This window comes from Priestia megaterium (genome assembly GCF_041941685.1).
Classification (GTDB): Bacteria; Bacillota; Bacilli; order Bacillales; family Bacillaceae_H; genus Priestia; species Priestia megaterium_C.
This window is the reverse complement of sequence record NZ_CP130958.1, coordinates 4,838,909-4,852,296: the sequence shown is the minus strand read 5'-3', so window position 1 is coordinate 4,852,296 and position 13,388 is coordinate 4,838,909. Positions and strand designations below refer to the sequence as shown.

Below are 13,388 nucleotides of genomic sequence, written 5' to 3'. Positions count from 1 at the left end.
TCACTTAAGACATGTGGTGAGAGGTGTATAACATGAAAGAGAAAATTTTAATTGTGGAAGATGAAGCGCAAATTGCGAAAGTGTTAAAGATTGAATTGGAATTTGAAGACTATGAAGTAGATGTTGAGTACGACGGGAAAGCGGGGTTAGAGACGGCAATATCCGCTCAATATGACCTCATTTTGCTAGACGTGATGCTTCCAAGTCTGAGCGGTATTGAGGTGTTAAGAAGACTTCGGAAAGCGGAAGTATTTACGCCAGTTATTTTATTAACTGCCAGAAATACGACGCTAGATAAGGTAATGGGCTTAGATCAAGGGGCTAATGATTATGTTACAAAACCGTTTGAAATTGAAGAACTGTTAGCACGGGTTCGCTCTTGTATTCGCTATCGTTCGCTCGTAGAAGCATCAGGAACGAAAGAAGCTGAAGCGGAGCTCTTAACGATCAGTGATTTGACCATTAATCTTGAAACAAGGGAAGTCCTAAGAAACAATGAATCCATTACGTTGACACCGAAAGAGTATGATTTAGTCGTGTATTTGCTTACGAACAAAAATAAAATTGTCACGAGAGAAGGAATTCTCACAAACGTTTGGGGCTATGAATATGAAGGAGAAACAAACGTAATTGATGTGTATATTCGCCACTTAAGAAAAAAAGTAGATGAAGGTTTTTCTACTTCTCTCATTCATACGGTGCGGGGCGTAGGATATATGATGAAAGAGGAGAAACATGAAGATCACGACGAAGATTAACTTGCTGACAACAGCATGGCTAGTGGTTATTTTATTAATCATGAACATCGTTGTTTTTTTCTCCTTTACTAAATCTACGGTGAATATGGAACAGGACATTTTATTCGAAAAAGCACGCGAGATTATTCAAAAAGGTCAGCAAGATCATTCCGTGGAGCTCTCGCCGGAGTTACTAAAATTTTATTTGACCAACCATTCATTTATCCGAACAGTCTCAGAAAATTCTACGGTCATTAACCAGGTATCAAATGATCCTCATCTGGTGAAAATTAAGCCCGAATTTTCAAAGAAAAAAAGGTGAAACTTCGCAAAATCAGAGAAAAGCAAGTATTGGTTATTCGCATGCCTGTCAAAGTCAATAATCAAGTCGTTGAAACGCTTGAGATTGGTGAGCTCCTGACTGGTTTTGAAACCCGTAAAGATATTTTGCTATCAATTTTGATTTTTTGTTCGCTTGTTTCCATTTTACTGTCTCTTTTAGGAGGAAGATGGTTATCACGCGTCATTATGCATCCTATTAAAAATATGGTCACAACGATGAAAGAGATCGAAGAGAGCGGTGTTCCTAAAAAAGTCCTCATTCAAACCGAAACGAGAGATGAACTGCAGGGGATGACCGTTACCTTTAATCATATGATTGACCGCTTGCGAGAAAATATTGAAAAGCAAAATCAGTTTGTTTCCGATGCTTCTCATGAATTAAAAACCCCTCTAACCGTTATTCGCAGTTATTCTAATTTATTAAGAAGAAGAGGGATTAAAAATGAAGAAATTACGCTGGATGCGATCGACACCATCTATGCGGAAGCAACCAAAATGCAAAAAATGATTGAAACGCTGCTTGATCTGGCAAGTGTGGAAAAAGAACAAACGCTTGATATGAAACAAACAGATCTTGTTCTTATTTTTGAACAAATCGTTAAGCAGCTGCAGCAAGTATACAAAAGGGAATTAGTTCTTCATTATGATCAAACGCCCATTATGATTGAAGTGGATGAACTAAAAATGAAGCAAGTGTTGATTATTTTGCTTGATAATGCAATTAAATACAGTACGGATAAAATTGAAGTGACCGTTGAAAAAAAGCAGGAAGGTGTCATTATCAAAGTAAAAGACTATGGAATTGGCATTCCAAAAGAAGATCTTGCACATATTTTTGAACGTTTCTATCGAGTCGATAAAGCTAGAAGCAGAGCTACGGGAGGAACGGGGCTTGGACTATCGATTGCACAAACTATTGTCCGTCAGCATAAAGGCGAGATTTTTATTAAGAGTGAAGAAGAACAAGGGACGGAAGTTGTGATTCACCTTCCCGTTTCATCTGTAAAATGAGGAGATTGGGAAAAAATTAGTTTAGTGGAAGGAAGATTCGAACGATAAATCGTTCGGATCTTTTCATTTTTCTCAGCCTAAAGTATGAAGGTATTTCATTATAAAGTCGTTCGAAACGCACGAAAAAAGTGAATAAAATAAGAGTATCAACAATCAGTGGAGGTTTTAGTATGAGTTATACTCTTTTTATAAAAGCAAATGACAGATCGGCAAGTGAAGCGGTTAGCGTGAAATTATATGATGCGTTTTTAGAAAGCTATCAACAATCGCACCAAGGTGAAGAAATAATAGAGCTAAATTTGTTTCAAGAAGAACTTCCTTATTTAGGTGCCGACATGATAAACGATCAGTTTAAGTTAGCAAGAGGGCTAGAAGTGACGGCAGCGGAAAACAAAGCAGCAGAAACTGCTAATTATTACTTAGAACGATTTGTGAGAGCAGATAAAATTGTCATTGCCTTTCCGCTTTGGAATTTTACTGTGCTGGCCGTGCTTCATACGTACTTTGATTATTTAAATCAAGCAGGCAAAACGTTTAAGTATACGCCAGAAGGTCCGGTGGGACTACTAGGCGATAAAAAAGTGATGTTATTAAACGCGCGAGGTGGAGTGTATTCAGAAGGTCCAGCAGCTGAGGTCGAAATGGCCGTTAAATATGTTAGCAACGTAATTCAATTCTTTGGAATCACGGATGTGAACTCTGTTATTATTGAGGGACATAATCAGTTTCCAGATCGTGCGCAAGAAATTATTGAAAGTGGCCTAGAACAAGCAGCACAAGCAGCCAAAACATTTTAAAAAATATTCGTAAAAGAGGACGGGACAACAGTATTTTAGGTGAAGGTATATCCGAACGATTCATCGTTCGGATTTTTTGATGTTATGGTAAGCGTAGGTTTCATGCATGTAGTAGCTTCTAGGTGTTGATTGGAGCGCAAGTGATGAGGAGGCTCAGCGGCCGCCCGCGGAAAGCGAAGCCTTGCACGGAAATCAACAGCGGTGTCACAAGCGGTCCATACTAGCGCCTTTATCCCATTTGTCCTTATTTAGATTAAATTGATTTATTATTTGTCCATCTTTTCTTTATATTTTTACTGTATACCTTAAAAAATAATAGGTAAAATGAATAAATAATATAAAAGATATTCGCTTTATCTATAGGAGGAGCAGAGATGGATATTCGTCAGCTTAATTATTTTTTAGAAGTCGCTAAATTAAGGAGCTTTACTAAAGCATCTCAAAGTCTCCATATTTCACAGCCGACCTTGAGCAAAATGGTGAAAAACTTAGAAGAAGAATTGGAAGTAGAATTAATTGATCGGTCCGCAAGGCAGATTGATTTAACGGATGCCGGGGAAGTGGTGTATGCGCAAGGACAAAAAGTCATGGCATCCATTGATGAGCTATCGACTTATTTATATGATGTGATGAATCTGAAGAAAGGGATGATTAAAATTGGAATTCCTCCATTGATTGGAGTGCTGTTCTTTCCAAAGATTATCCAAGGGTTTCAGCAGCTCTATCCAGATATTACGATTAAACTTATTGAATACGGAGCCAATCGTGTTCAAAAAGCAGTAGAAAAAGGAGCGTTAGACTTAGGTGTAGCGGTGCTTCCGGTAAATGAACATCTTTTTGATATTAATCCTTTTATCTCTGAAAAAATGCTTTTATATGTTCAACATTCCCATCCTTTAGCCTCTAAAACTCATGTGGAAATTAATGAATTAGCCCAAGAGAAATTTATTTTATTTAATGAAGATTTTACGCTTCACGACCGGCTTATTCAGGCATGTCAACAAGCGGGATTTGAACCTAACGTAGCTTACGAGAGCTCTCAATGGGATTTTATTGGTGAAATGATTGCGGCAAAAGTAGATTCCTCTATTGTAAAAGCAGTTCCTATTACTAACCCTTCAATTTCATGGGATTTAGGATTGATTTTAAAAAAAGATAAATATATTTCATATGCCTCTAAGCAATTTCTTCACTATATGAATGAACAGCATTCTGCTTTATATAGATAAAATGCATACGTTGTATTGAATATATGTATTTTACGAAAGAGAGAATGTGCGTTAAAGTAGATAGTGTAGAAAACATACAAGAAAACAAACATTGATTCCGCGCGGTGTCAGTAAAAGATACGGAGGTTGATTTTACATGGCACAAGATAGTTATCAAAAAGGTTTAGATAAATTAATGGAATATACATTAACGAGTAACGATGATATTTCAACTCATTTAAAAATTACAGAAGACTTAAAAGACCTAGCTCCTGACGTTGGGAAATATATTATTGAATTTGCCTATGGAGACATTTATTCACGACCGGGTTTAACCAATAAGCAACGAGCATTAGTTACCATTTCATCATTGGTCACTCAGGGTACAGAGCCTCAGCTTGAGCTGCATTTAAATACAGGTTTAACAGCTGGACTAGAGCCGAATGAAATTGTGGAGAGCATCATTCAATTAATCCCATACACAGGTTTCCCTCGCGTGTTAAATGCTTTAAGCGTAGCCAAGAAAGTATTCGCTCAGCGTGACGTGGAAGTAGAGACAGATGAAAAAGAGCTGGTAGAAAATAAATAATAAGCACAACAAAGACGCTCTAAAAGAGCGTCTTTGTTTATGCGAGCTGCTTTTGTTTGGTTTCTTTTCCTAGAAAAACAACCGAACCAACACCGATTAAAATAGCTCCACAAAAGATTGAGAACGTAACGGTTAAAGACGTACCTTGCGTTGACATATATCCAACTAACAGCGGTCCTAAAATTCCTCCAATTCGTCCAAAAGAAGCAGCCATTCCAGCTCCTGTGCCTCGGATAGATGTGGGATATTGCTCAGGTGTATACGCGTATAAAGCACCCCAAGCACCTAAGTTGAAGAAAGACAACAGCATACCTGCTGTTAGCAGCAACCAAAGTGACTCCGCATTTCCGAAGATATATGCGCTGGCAGCCGTACCTAACAGATATGTGACCAATACGAATTTTCGGCCCATGCGTTCAATAAACCAAGCAGCCGTATAATAGCCAGGCAGTTGAGCTAATGTCATAATCAATACGTATTCAAAGCTTTTGATCAAGCTAAAACCTTTAATGACCATGACGCTAGGTAGCCATAAAAACATGCCGTAATATGAAAATACAACGCAAAACCACAGAACCCACAGCATAATGGTAGATTGACGATAAGGCTTAGACCACACGCTTCTTACATTGTCCGCAATCGACGGTTTCTTTTCTTTTGTCGCTTCCACAAACTGAGGAGAATCGGGGAGTTTAATGCGCAAATAAATGGCATAAAACGCTGGAATAGCCGTTAGGATAAGCGCTAGCTGCCACCCGTAAGCTGGGATTACAAAGTAAGAAATAAGCGCAGCCAGTAGCCAACCGAACGCCCAAAAACTTTCTAACAGCACGACCACTTTACCGCGTTTTTCCGGCGCCACGGTCTCAGAAACAAGTGTAGAAGCAACAGGCAGCTCTCCTCCTAACCCCATTCCAATTAAAAATCGAAATACTAAAAAAGCAGCAAGGGTAGTAGTAAGAGCCGAAAGGCCGCTTGCCACTGAAAAAAGAACAAGAGTTACAATAAAAACGGTTTTTCGCCCAATTCGATCAGCCAGCAACCCAAACACCAAAGCTCCAACTGCCATTCCGATCGAGTTAACGCTGCCTATCCAACTCATTTCAGTAGGGGAAAGTCCCCATTCAGCGTGAAGAGCTGCAATGATAAAAGACAAAATGCCAACATCCATGGCATCGAAGAGCCATCCGAGCCCTGCGATGCCAAGAAGCTGACGTTCTGATAATTGTTTTGTTTTCATGTCTTCCTCCTAGAAGCAAAGAATTTTGCTTTAAGTTTACACCTGTCTTGACATAATGTCACGTCTATTTTAAAGAAAAAATTCAAACGGAAAAGCTCTATACCTAATGGTATAGAGCTAATTTTATTCTCACATTTTATCGTAAAGCATTTTTCCAGGCCATGTATACGCCATATGACCGCCGTCTACAGTAATGCAATCACCTGTTACATATGAGCTGTCATCAGATGCTAAAAATAATACAGCACCGGCTACTTCTTCCGGTTTGCCTAGACGGCCCATCGGATCGACCCATTCATATGCTTTTCTGAATTTTTTTCCTTCTTCAGCGCCTGATAAATCATCAAGAAGAGGTGTTTCGATTGTTCCAGGAGCAATTGAGTTAACGCGAATACCTTCACGAGCGTAGTCAATTGCCATGGTTCTTGTTAGGTTGGTAATAGCACCTTTCGCCGCGTTATAGCCAGAACGGTCTAAGTCTGCTGCCAGTCCGGATACGGATGAATTATTAATAATCGATCCGCCATTTTCTAACATCAGCGGAATAACGTATTTGCTTACAAGAAACGTTCCGCGTAAATCTACCGACATTAAGCGATCCCAAAGTTCTACTGGATATTCGTGAAGCTTGCCGCCTTCTGTGTCTGTCCCTGCATTATTAAAAAGAATGTCCACTTTTCCAAATTTCTTTTCAATTTCCGCTGTGAACTCTTTTACTTTTTCTTCTTCAGCTACATCGATATAGTAGGCGTAGGCTTCACCGCCAGCGTCTTTAATTTCTTGTGCTGCTTTTTTCACACCGTCTAAATTAATATCGGCACAAATAACAACCGCGCCTTCTTTCGCAAAGCGCTCAGCGGTTGTTTTTCCTATGCCAGAGCTTGACCCTGTAATAACAGCAATTTTTGATTCTAAACGTCCCAATTGTATCCCTCCGAAAAAATAAATATATAAGTATGTATGTTCATGTACCCATCTATTATTTTGATAAAACGTCCCTAGTTTATACATATGTGAATAGAAATAAAGAGACGCAGCAAAACAAATCCATTGTATAATGAACGGCAGTATGTCAGAAAAAATGAGGTGTTTGCATGAAAGCAATCATAAAAAGTTTTATTAACGGACTCTTAACGATTGTCCCTATTATCCTTGTTATTTATATTTTGGTAAGAGTGTTTAATTTTTTAGACAGCATTTTAGGAAACGTATTGAAGCCCTATATGAAGCAGGATTATATACCGGGGGTTGGGATCTTAGCGACTCTTGTTTTAATTACGTTCTTAGGATGGTTATCCACTCGTTTTTTTGCAGGGAAAATCATTAACTTAATTGACCGATTGTTAGAAAGAATACCGCTTGTTAAAACGCTATATACCGTCATTAAAGATACGTTTCAATCTTTTCTTGGAGAGAAAAAGTCCTTTTCAAAAGTAGTTTTAGTGACGATGCCTGGCACGTCAATGAAAGTCATAGGGTTTGTGACCTCTGAAGAAGTAGAAGAGGTGATTCACTCGTTAAAAGACCATTTCGCCGTCTATGTTCCACAAACTTTTCAAGTAGCTGGTTTTACTTTTTTGATTCCAAAAGAAGAAATTGAATGGTTAGATATTAAGCCAGAAGAAGCAATGAAGTTCGTGTTATCTGGGGGAGTATCTAGTTCAAAAGCAGAAAAATAACAGAAGGCTTGTTGAAGCCTTCTGTTATTTTTGTTGGAGTAAGGCTGTTAAAAGATTAAGCGGTTCTTCCAACGGTTTAAGTTCCGTTAAATTTCCAACCATGCCTTTTACAATAGCAGTGGTAGGCTTATCTTTTTTTAGCTCCGTTTGTAAAATGTGAAAGCTGTCTGCGTGATCATCAGAAATATGATCGCTGGTGTCTAGCAGATGTTTAATTTCCTCAAGAGCTTGTTTTACCTGCTCATTTTTACTTAGAAAAGTCGTTCGTTCCTTTCCGTATATATCTTCACCAAAAGAAGCGGGAATAAGGGGACGAGGTTTTCTAGCTAATAAATCTTCTACTAATACATCAACTCGGTCCATTATGTACTGTGCTACTTCTTTAAAGGTAAGCTCGTATTGATTGAAGATAATAATTTCTAAAAAGGAATGATGAATACCTTCAATCATTTTCGTTAAATCCGAGATATAAGGAGTTACGTCTTCTCCGTATACGCTAACGAGGCTTTTGCGATGAAAGTAAAACGTTTCTCGCTGCATTTTATGAACAAAGGTCTCCACTTCTTTGTTAAATGGAATAGATTTTTCACGAATTTGCATGATAATAAAATCTCTGTGCTCCGTAATAAATTCATAGAAATAGATGAGCTGATTCATATAGCGGCTGCGGGCATCGTTTACTTCCTCGTCGAGAGCATAAACAGAGCTAAAGAGCTTTTCATAGTAAAAGTTTAGAATTGATAATAAAAGTGCATCCTTAGATTTGAAGTGCAGGTAAAATGCACCTTTTGAAATGTTGCATTCATCTACAATTTCTTGCACAGAGGTAGCATTAAATCCTTTTTTTGCAAAAAGCTTAATCGAAGCTTCAATTATTCTCTTTTCTTTTTCTTTCATGTATTCTACCTCCTTTATTGAACAATTTAGCCATTCATTTCGTTAGATAATAGTATCATACACTAAAAAAGATAAAGGTATATATCAAAGTTAAAACCGGGAGTCAGTTCCTTTAAAAAACGATTTATCTTAAATATGTCTTTATTATGAACATGTTAGGAGAGAGCCTGCTTAGGGTTGACAGTGACCGGTTAGTCATTTATATTTTAAGTTGTTGTGACCGATCAGTCAATTTTATTAGTATACATATATTTGAAGGAGGATATGCATTGGGGAAGTTTATTAAATTTTCATTGAAAAATAAATTTGCAGTATGGCTGTTAACACTCTTTGTCATTATTGCAGGGCTGTATTCAGGGTTTAATATGAAACTAGAGACCATTCCTGATATTTCAACGCCTGTTGTAACAGTCAGTGCAACTTATCCGGGAGCCACTCCGGAACAAGTGGCAGATAAGGTGAGTAAGCCGATTGAACAAAAGCTTCAGGGACTGAGCGGCGTTGACACAGTTAGCTCATCTTCTTATGAAAATATGGCTACCATTCAAGTTGAATATAGCTTTAGTAAAGATATGGAGAAGGCAGAAGACGAAGTTAGACGAGCTCTTTCAAACGTAGATCTGCCAGATGATGTAGAGGAACCAAATGTTTCAAGACAAAGCATTAGTGATTTTCCGATTATTTCATTAAGCGTTTCAGATGATAAAAAATCATTAGAAGAATTAACGAAGTATGTAAAAAATACCGTTGTTCCACAAGTTGAAAAAGTGCAAGGGATTTCTTCGGTCAGCGTGTCAGGAGAACAAGTTGAAGAAGCAGAACTTGTATTCAAACAAGACAAGCTCAAGCAGCTGGGACTCGATGAAGATACAGTGAAAAAGCTTATCCAAGCATCTGATGCAAAAGTGCCGGCTGGTACGTATACGATGGATGGATCTCAAAAATCTGTTGTGGTAGACGGAAAGATGACAACAGAAAAAGATTTGGAAAACTTAGAGATTCCAGCTGTTCCTAGTCAAGGAGCTGCTCAAGATCAGCAACAAGGAATGAGCCAGCAGCAGGGGCCGTCCGCAGCTTCTATTCCAACTGTGAAATTAAAAGAAATTGCGGATATTAAAGTGGCGGGGAAAGCAGAATCTATTTCTCGCACGAACGGAAAACCTTCAATTGCTGTACAAGTTGTCAAAGCGAAGGATGCGAACACAGTAAATGTTGTAAATGATATTAAAGAAAAAATGAATAGCCTAGAAAAGAAAAACAAAGACCTTCACGTTGACAATATTTTTGATCAAGGTAAACCGATTGAAGATTCTGTTCATACGATGCTAAATAAAGCTATTATCGGTGCGGTCTTTGCGGTTATTATTATTCTTTTATTTTTACGTGATATTCGTTCAACGATTATTGCCGTTATTTCGATTCCGCTTTCGTTATTAATCGCCATTTTAGCGCTCAAATCAATGGATATCTCTTTAAATATTATGACGCTTGGAGCGATGACTGTAGCCATCGGAAGGGTTGTAGATGATTCCATTGTCGTTATTGAAAATATTTACCGCCGCATGGCTTATCAGGAAGAAAAGCTTAAAGGAAAAGATTTAATTGTCGCGGCGACGAAAGAGATGTTTGTTCCAATTTTCTCTTCTACAATCGTAACCGTGGCCGTATTCTTACCGTTAGGTCTAGTAGAAGGACCGGTAGGAGAGCTATTCTTACCGTTTGCGTTAACCGTTGTTTTTGCACTGTTAGCATCACTGCTAGTAGCGGTAACACTCGTGCCAATGCTTGCTCATTCGTTATTTAAAACAAATGTAAAAGTAAAAGAAGAAAAACCAAGCAAACTAGCGCACGGATATAAGCGAATTTTGAACTGGACGTTAAACCATAAGCTTATTTCCTTTGGGTTAGCCGTACTACTGTTAGTAGGAAGTTTATTCTTAGTTCCTTCTATTGGCGTGAGCTTCTTATCATCCGATCAAGAAAAAACGCTGACCCTTACGTATACACCGAAAGCTGGACAGTCTCAAAGCGACGTAGAAAAAGCAGCAAATCGCGCAGAAGCGTACTTGATGAAGCGAGATGGTGTCAAAACGGTTCAGTATTCGTTCGGTGAAGGTAACTCTTTTAATCCGGGAAGCAAAAATAACGTTTTAACATTTGTGCAATATGACGAGGATACACAAAACTTTGATAAAGAGCAGGATAAAGTATTAAAAGCTCTTAATAAACAAGCGAATCAAGGTGAATGGGGCTCAATGAATACGGCGTCTAGCGGCAGCAATAATTCATTAAACGTCCTTATTTACGGAGATAGCTTAGATGAAATCAAACCTTATACTGATAAAGTTCAGCATGTTTTAGAAAAGCATAAAGAACTGAAAAATGTCGATTCTACGCTTTCAGCTACGTTTGATGAATATACGCTAGTACCGAATCAAAAGAAAGCCGCTGAATTGGGCTTGTCTGCTAGTCAAATCGGCATGCAAATTTCGAACCTTGGACAGCGTGAAGTATTAACGACTATCCAAAAAGACGGAAACGAAATTAACGTATACCTTCCAAAAGAAAAAGAGGATTTCTCTACTTTTGCCGAACTTTCAAGCACAAAAGTGACCTCTCAAACTGGACAGGAAGTTACATTAAATGAAGTTGTCGATATTAAAAAAGGTAAAACATCGAATACGGTAACTCGCCGTGATAATAAAATTTATGCAGAGGTAAGTGCCGATATTAAGAGTGACGATGTAGGCGGCGTTTCTTCTAACGTCCAAAAAGAAGTGAAGAAAATTGATTTACCAAGTGATATGGATATTAACTTTGGCGGAGCATCAGAGCAAATTAATGACTCATTTAGTCAATTAGGAATTGCTATGCTCGCAGCCATCGGTATCGTCTACTTCGTACTAGTACTGACATTTGGTGGAGGGCTAGCACCATTTGCTATCTTATTCTCACTTCCATTTACACTCATTGGTGCACTAGTGGCGCTTTTAATCTCTGGAGAAACGATCAGCATTTCTTCGATGATTGGAGCTCTTATGCTGATTGGAATTGTGGTAACAAATGCAATTGTGCTGATTGACCGCGTAATTCATAAAGAGCAAGAGGGTCTGTCGACGCGTGAAGCGTTACTAGAAGCTGGAATGACACGTCTTCGCCCGATCTTAATGACAGCTATTGCAACGATTGGTGCACTGCTTCCATTAGCTTTTGGATTTGAAGGTGGAGGCCTTATTTCAAAAGGGCTAGGGGTTACGGTAATCGGAGGACTAACAAGTTCTACGCTGCTTACACTCATTATCGTTCCAATTGTCTATGAGTTTTTTATGAAGTTTAAGCGCAAAAAAGTAAAAAAGTAGAAGCAAAACAAATTTCCGCTTTTGAGGTGAATAGCGATGAAGTCAATTGATAAACTAATGAAACAGCTGATTCAACAAGGAATTAAAGCAAAGAAAGTAACGATTGATAAATCAAAGCGCCAGCAGTGGATGTCCATGTCATTGCCTAAAACGGCATGGCAGCATTCAAAATAAAAAAGAGCTGACTTAGAGTCAGCTCTTTTTTTATTAACGATCTGTATCTTCAAATGATCCTTCTTGATAGGCGTCGCTTACTTGCTCATGTGTTTCTGCTAGACCTTGTGAGAGTGCATCTTGTCGGTTATAATCTTCCGTTTCGAACTGACGGTCAGCCATTTCATTTGTATCAGGCTGCTTTTTAGGCTGTTTTTTTGAATTCATTTTCACCACTCCTATTTAATAAAGTGAGACCACGGTTAGTGTGCGATGAAAGAGAATACTTTATACATGTAAAAAGAGCTTCGATAAATCGAAGCTCTTTTGGCATATTATTGCTCTTTTTTATCTAAGAAGATTTTTTCAATATCATCAAGTACGATATTAGCTGCTAATATACCGCCTGCTGTGTTCCAAGTAGCATCATCTACTTTATGAACATGGTCTTCTTGAGCTACTTTTAACTTTTTAAAGAGGGGATCGTTTATCCATTCTTTTTCAAGCTTTGTTGCTTCACCGTCTCCCGTTTCATAGGAGAAGTAGAATAGCTGATCACCGTCCATTGCGGGAATGCGTTCTTTTGTTGCATTCATTTCAGCTAAATCATCTTTTTCTTGAGATTCAGGACGAGCAAATCCAAGCTGATCTAAAATAACACCTGAGAACGAATCTTTATGATAGATACGAACGTCTCCAGCTGTAAAGCGTACGACGGAGATTTTTTGTTTTAACTGATCACCAAGACGTTTCTTTAAATCTGCTACGCGATTGTCATAGTCAGCTAATACTTCTTCACCTTTTTCTTCTTTATTTACAGCTTTTGCATATAGCTTAAAGTTTGATTTCCAGTCTCCGCGTAGCTCTTCAGAAAATACAGTCGGAGCAATTTGACTAAGCTGATCGTATACTTTTTCTTGGCGCATTTTATTTCCGATAATCAAGTCAGGCTTTAAAGCAGCGATTGCTTCTAAGCTTGGCTCGCTTTCTGTACCTACACTTTTAACGCCTTTCATCTGACCTTTAATATGGTCGTACCACGGATTTCCTAACCACGATTGAACAGCACCCACAGGCTTTACACCCATTGCAAGAAGAGCTTCAGTACCTTCGTTTGTTAAAACGACAACCCGTTTAGGTGTTCCTTTAATATCTGTTTTATCCATTGCGTGTTTTACTGTATAAGTTTCGCCAGAACCCTCAGTTTTTTCTTTTTTATCATCGTCAGCGCTGTTTGAATTACCGCAGGCTGCCAGCACAAGCAGTGTCATAATGGTAAGAATGGATAACAAATATGACAACTTGCCTTTAGAATATGTATTCACATCTTTTCCCCCTCTTAAGTGATAATGATTTTCATTAACAATTAAGATAAT

General features: G+C 38.3%; 12 protein-coding genes and 1 pseudogene. 8 read left to right on the top strand and 5 right to left on the bottom strand.

What is annotated here, in order from left to right; genetic code table 11:
- Nucleotides 1–32 precede the first annotated feature (32 nt).
- The 5 genes and pseudogenes from Q5794_RS25760 (at nt 33) to Q5794_RS25740 (ending at nt 4,684) form a co-directional block, all read left to right on the top strand.
- The gene (locus Q5794_RS25760) at nt 33–758 is read left to right on the top strand and encodes a response regulator transcription factor (RefSeq protein WP_025752630.1); all 726 of its coding nucleotides are present in this window, start codon (nt 33–35) and stop codon (nt 756–758) included.
- Nucleotides 736–2,090, top strand: a pseudogene (locus tag Q5794_RS25755) (ATP-binding protein). The gene Q5794_RS25760 and the pseudogene Q5794_RS25755 overlap by 23 nt, the downstream one beginning before the upstream one ends.
- Before the next feature lie 170 nt (nt 2,091–2,260).
- Nucleotides 2,261–2,887 carry an FMN-dependent NADH-azoreductase gene (locus Q5794_RS25750; protein WP_374988546.1) on the top strand — a complete coding sequence of 209 codons (627 nt, stop codon included), beginning with the start codon at nt 2,261–2,263 and terminating at the stop codon, nt 2,885–2,887.
- A gap of 374 nt (nt 2,888–3,261) precedes the next feature.
- Nucleotides 3,262–4,116: a LysR family transcriptional regulator gene (locus tag Q5794_RS25745; protein WP_374988545.1), complete on the top strand. Its 855-nt coding sequence runs from the start codon at nt 3,262–3,264 to the stop codon at nt 4,114–4,116.
- 136 nt (nt 4,117–4,252) lie between these two features.
- Nucleotides 4,253–4,684: a carboxymuconolactone decarboxylase family protein gene (locus Q5794_RS25740; RefSeq protein WP_029319274.1), complete on the top strand. Its 432-nt coding sequence runs from the start codon at nt 4,253–4,255 to the stop codon at nt 4,682–4,684.
- A 37-nt stretch (nt 4,685–4,721) separates the two neighbouring features.
- On the opposite strand, the gene Q5794_RS25735 is transcribed toward Q5794_RS25740, so the two are convergent.
- Nucleotides 4,722–5,924 carry an MFS transporter gene (locus Q5794_RS25735; protein WP_025752638.1) on the bottom strand — a complete coding sequence of 401 codons (1,203 nt, stop codon included), beginning with the start codon at nt 5,922–5,924 and terminating at the stop codon, nt 4,722–4,724.
- A gap of 129 nt (nt 5,925–6,053) precedes the next feature.
- Complete coding sequence (locus Q5794_RS25730; RefSeq protein WP_374988544.1) at nt 6,054–6,848, bottom strand: SDR family oxidoreductase; 795 nt, start codon at nt 6,846–6,848, stop codon at nt 6,054–6,056.
- Nucleotides 6,849–7,018: 170 nt separating this feature from the next.
- Between Q5794_RS25730 and Q5794_RS25725 the strand changes: the two genes are divergently transcribed.
- Complete coding sequence (locus Q5794_RS25725; RefSeq protein ID WP_075421564.1) at nt 7,019–7,603, top strand: DUF502 domain-containing protein; 585 nt, start codon at nt 7,019–7,021, stop codon at nt 7,601–7,603.
- 24 nt (nt 7,604–7,627) lie between these two features.
- Here the strand turns inward: Q5794_RS25725 and Q5794_RS25720 are convergent, their stop codons facing one another.
- Nucleotides 7,628–8,500 carry a TetR/AcrR family transcriptional regulator gene (locus Q5794_RS25720; protein WP_374988543.1) on the bottom strand — a complete coding sequence of 291 codons (873 nt, stop codon included), beginning with the start codon at nt 8,498–8,500 and terminating at the stop codon, nt 7,628–7,630.
- A gap of 269 nt (nt 8,501–8,769) precedes the next feature.
- Here Q5794_RS25720 and Q5794_RS25715 point away from each other — a divergent pair, with 269 nt between their 5' ends.
- Nucleotides 8,770–11,859, top strand: coding sequence for an efflux RND transporter permease subunit (locus Q5794_RS25715; RefSeq protein ID WP_374988542.1), 3,090 nt, complete (start codon nt 8,770–8,772; stop codon nt 11,857–11,859).
- Nucleotides 11,860–11,895: 36 nt separating this feature from the next.
- On the top strand, nt 11,896–12,033 hold the full coding sequence (locus Q5794_RS25710; protein WP_014457868.1) for a hypothetical protein: 138 nt from the start codon (nt 11,896–11,898) through the stop codon (nt 12,031–12,033).
- 33 nt (nt 12,034–12,066) lie between these two features.
- Here the strand turns inward: Q5794_RS25710 and Q5794_RS25705 are convergent, their stop codons facing one another.
- The gene (locus tag Q5794_RS25705) at nt 12,067–12,240 is read right to left on the bottom strand and encodes a YozQ family protein (RefSeq protein ID WP_013085357.1); all 174 of its coding nucleotides are present in this window, start codon (nt 12,238–12,240) and stop codon (nt 12,067–12,069) included.
- Between the two features lie 107 nt (nt 12,241–12,347).
- The gene (locus Q5794_RS25700) at nt 12,348–13,337 is read right to left on the bottom strand and encodes an iron-siderophore ABC transporter substrate-binding protein (RefSeq protein ID WP_311591136.1); all 990 of its coding nucleotides are present in this window, start codon (nt 13,335–13,337) and stop codon (nt 12,348–12,350) included.
- Between the last annotated feature and the right edge of the window lie 51 nt (nt 13,338–13,388).

Excerpts from the sequence above, each read along its gene's own strand:
- Q5794_RS25710 (WP_014457868.1), top strand. The coding sequence starts at position 11,896 with ATGAAGTCAATTGATAAACTAATGAAACAGCTGATTCAACAAGGAATT.
- Q5794_RS25725 (WP_075421564.1), top strand. The coding sequence starts at position 7,019 with ATGAAAGCAATCATAAAAAGTTTTATTAACGGACTCTTAACGATTGTC.
- Q5794_RS25720 (WP_374988543.1), bottom strand. The coding sequence starts at position 8,500 with ATGAAAGAAAAAGAAAAGAGAATAATTGAAGCTTCGATTAAGCTTTTT.
- Q5794_RS25735 (WP_025752638.1), bottom strand. The coding sequence starts at position 5,924 with ATGAAAACAAAACAATTATCAGAACGTCAGCTTCTTGGCATCGCAGGG.
- Q5794_RS25740 (WP_029319274.1), top strand. The coding sequence starts at position 4,253 with ATGGCACAAGATAGTTATCAAAAAGGTTTAGATAAATTAATGGAATAT.
- Q5794_RS25745 (WP_374988545.1), top strand. The coding sequence starts at position 3,262 with ATGGATATTCGTCAGCTTAATTATTTTTTAGAAGTCGCTAAATTAAGG.
- Q5794_RS25705 (WP_013085357.1), bottom strand. The coding sequence starts at position 12,240 with ATGAATTCAAAAAAACAGCCTAAAAAGCAGCCTGATACAAATGAAATG.
- Q5794_RS25760 (WP_025752630.1), top strand. The coding sequence starts at position 33 with ATGAAAGAGAAAATTTTAATTGTGGAAGATGAAGCGCAAATTGCGAAA.
- Q5794_RS25750 (WP_374988546.1), top strand. The coding sequence starts at position 2,261 with ATGAGTTATACTCTTTTTATAAAAGCAAATGACAGATCGGCAAGTGAA.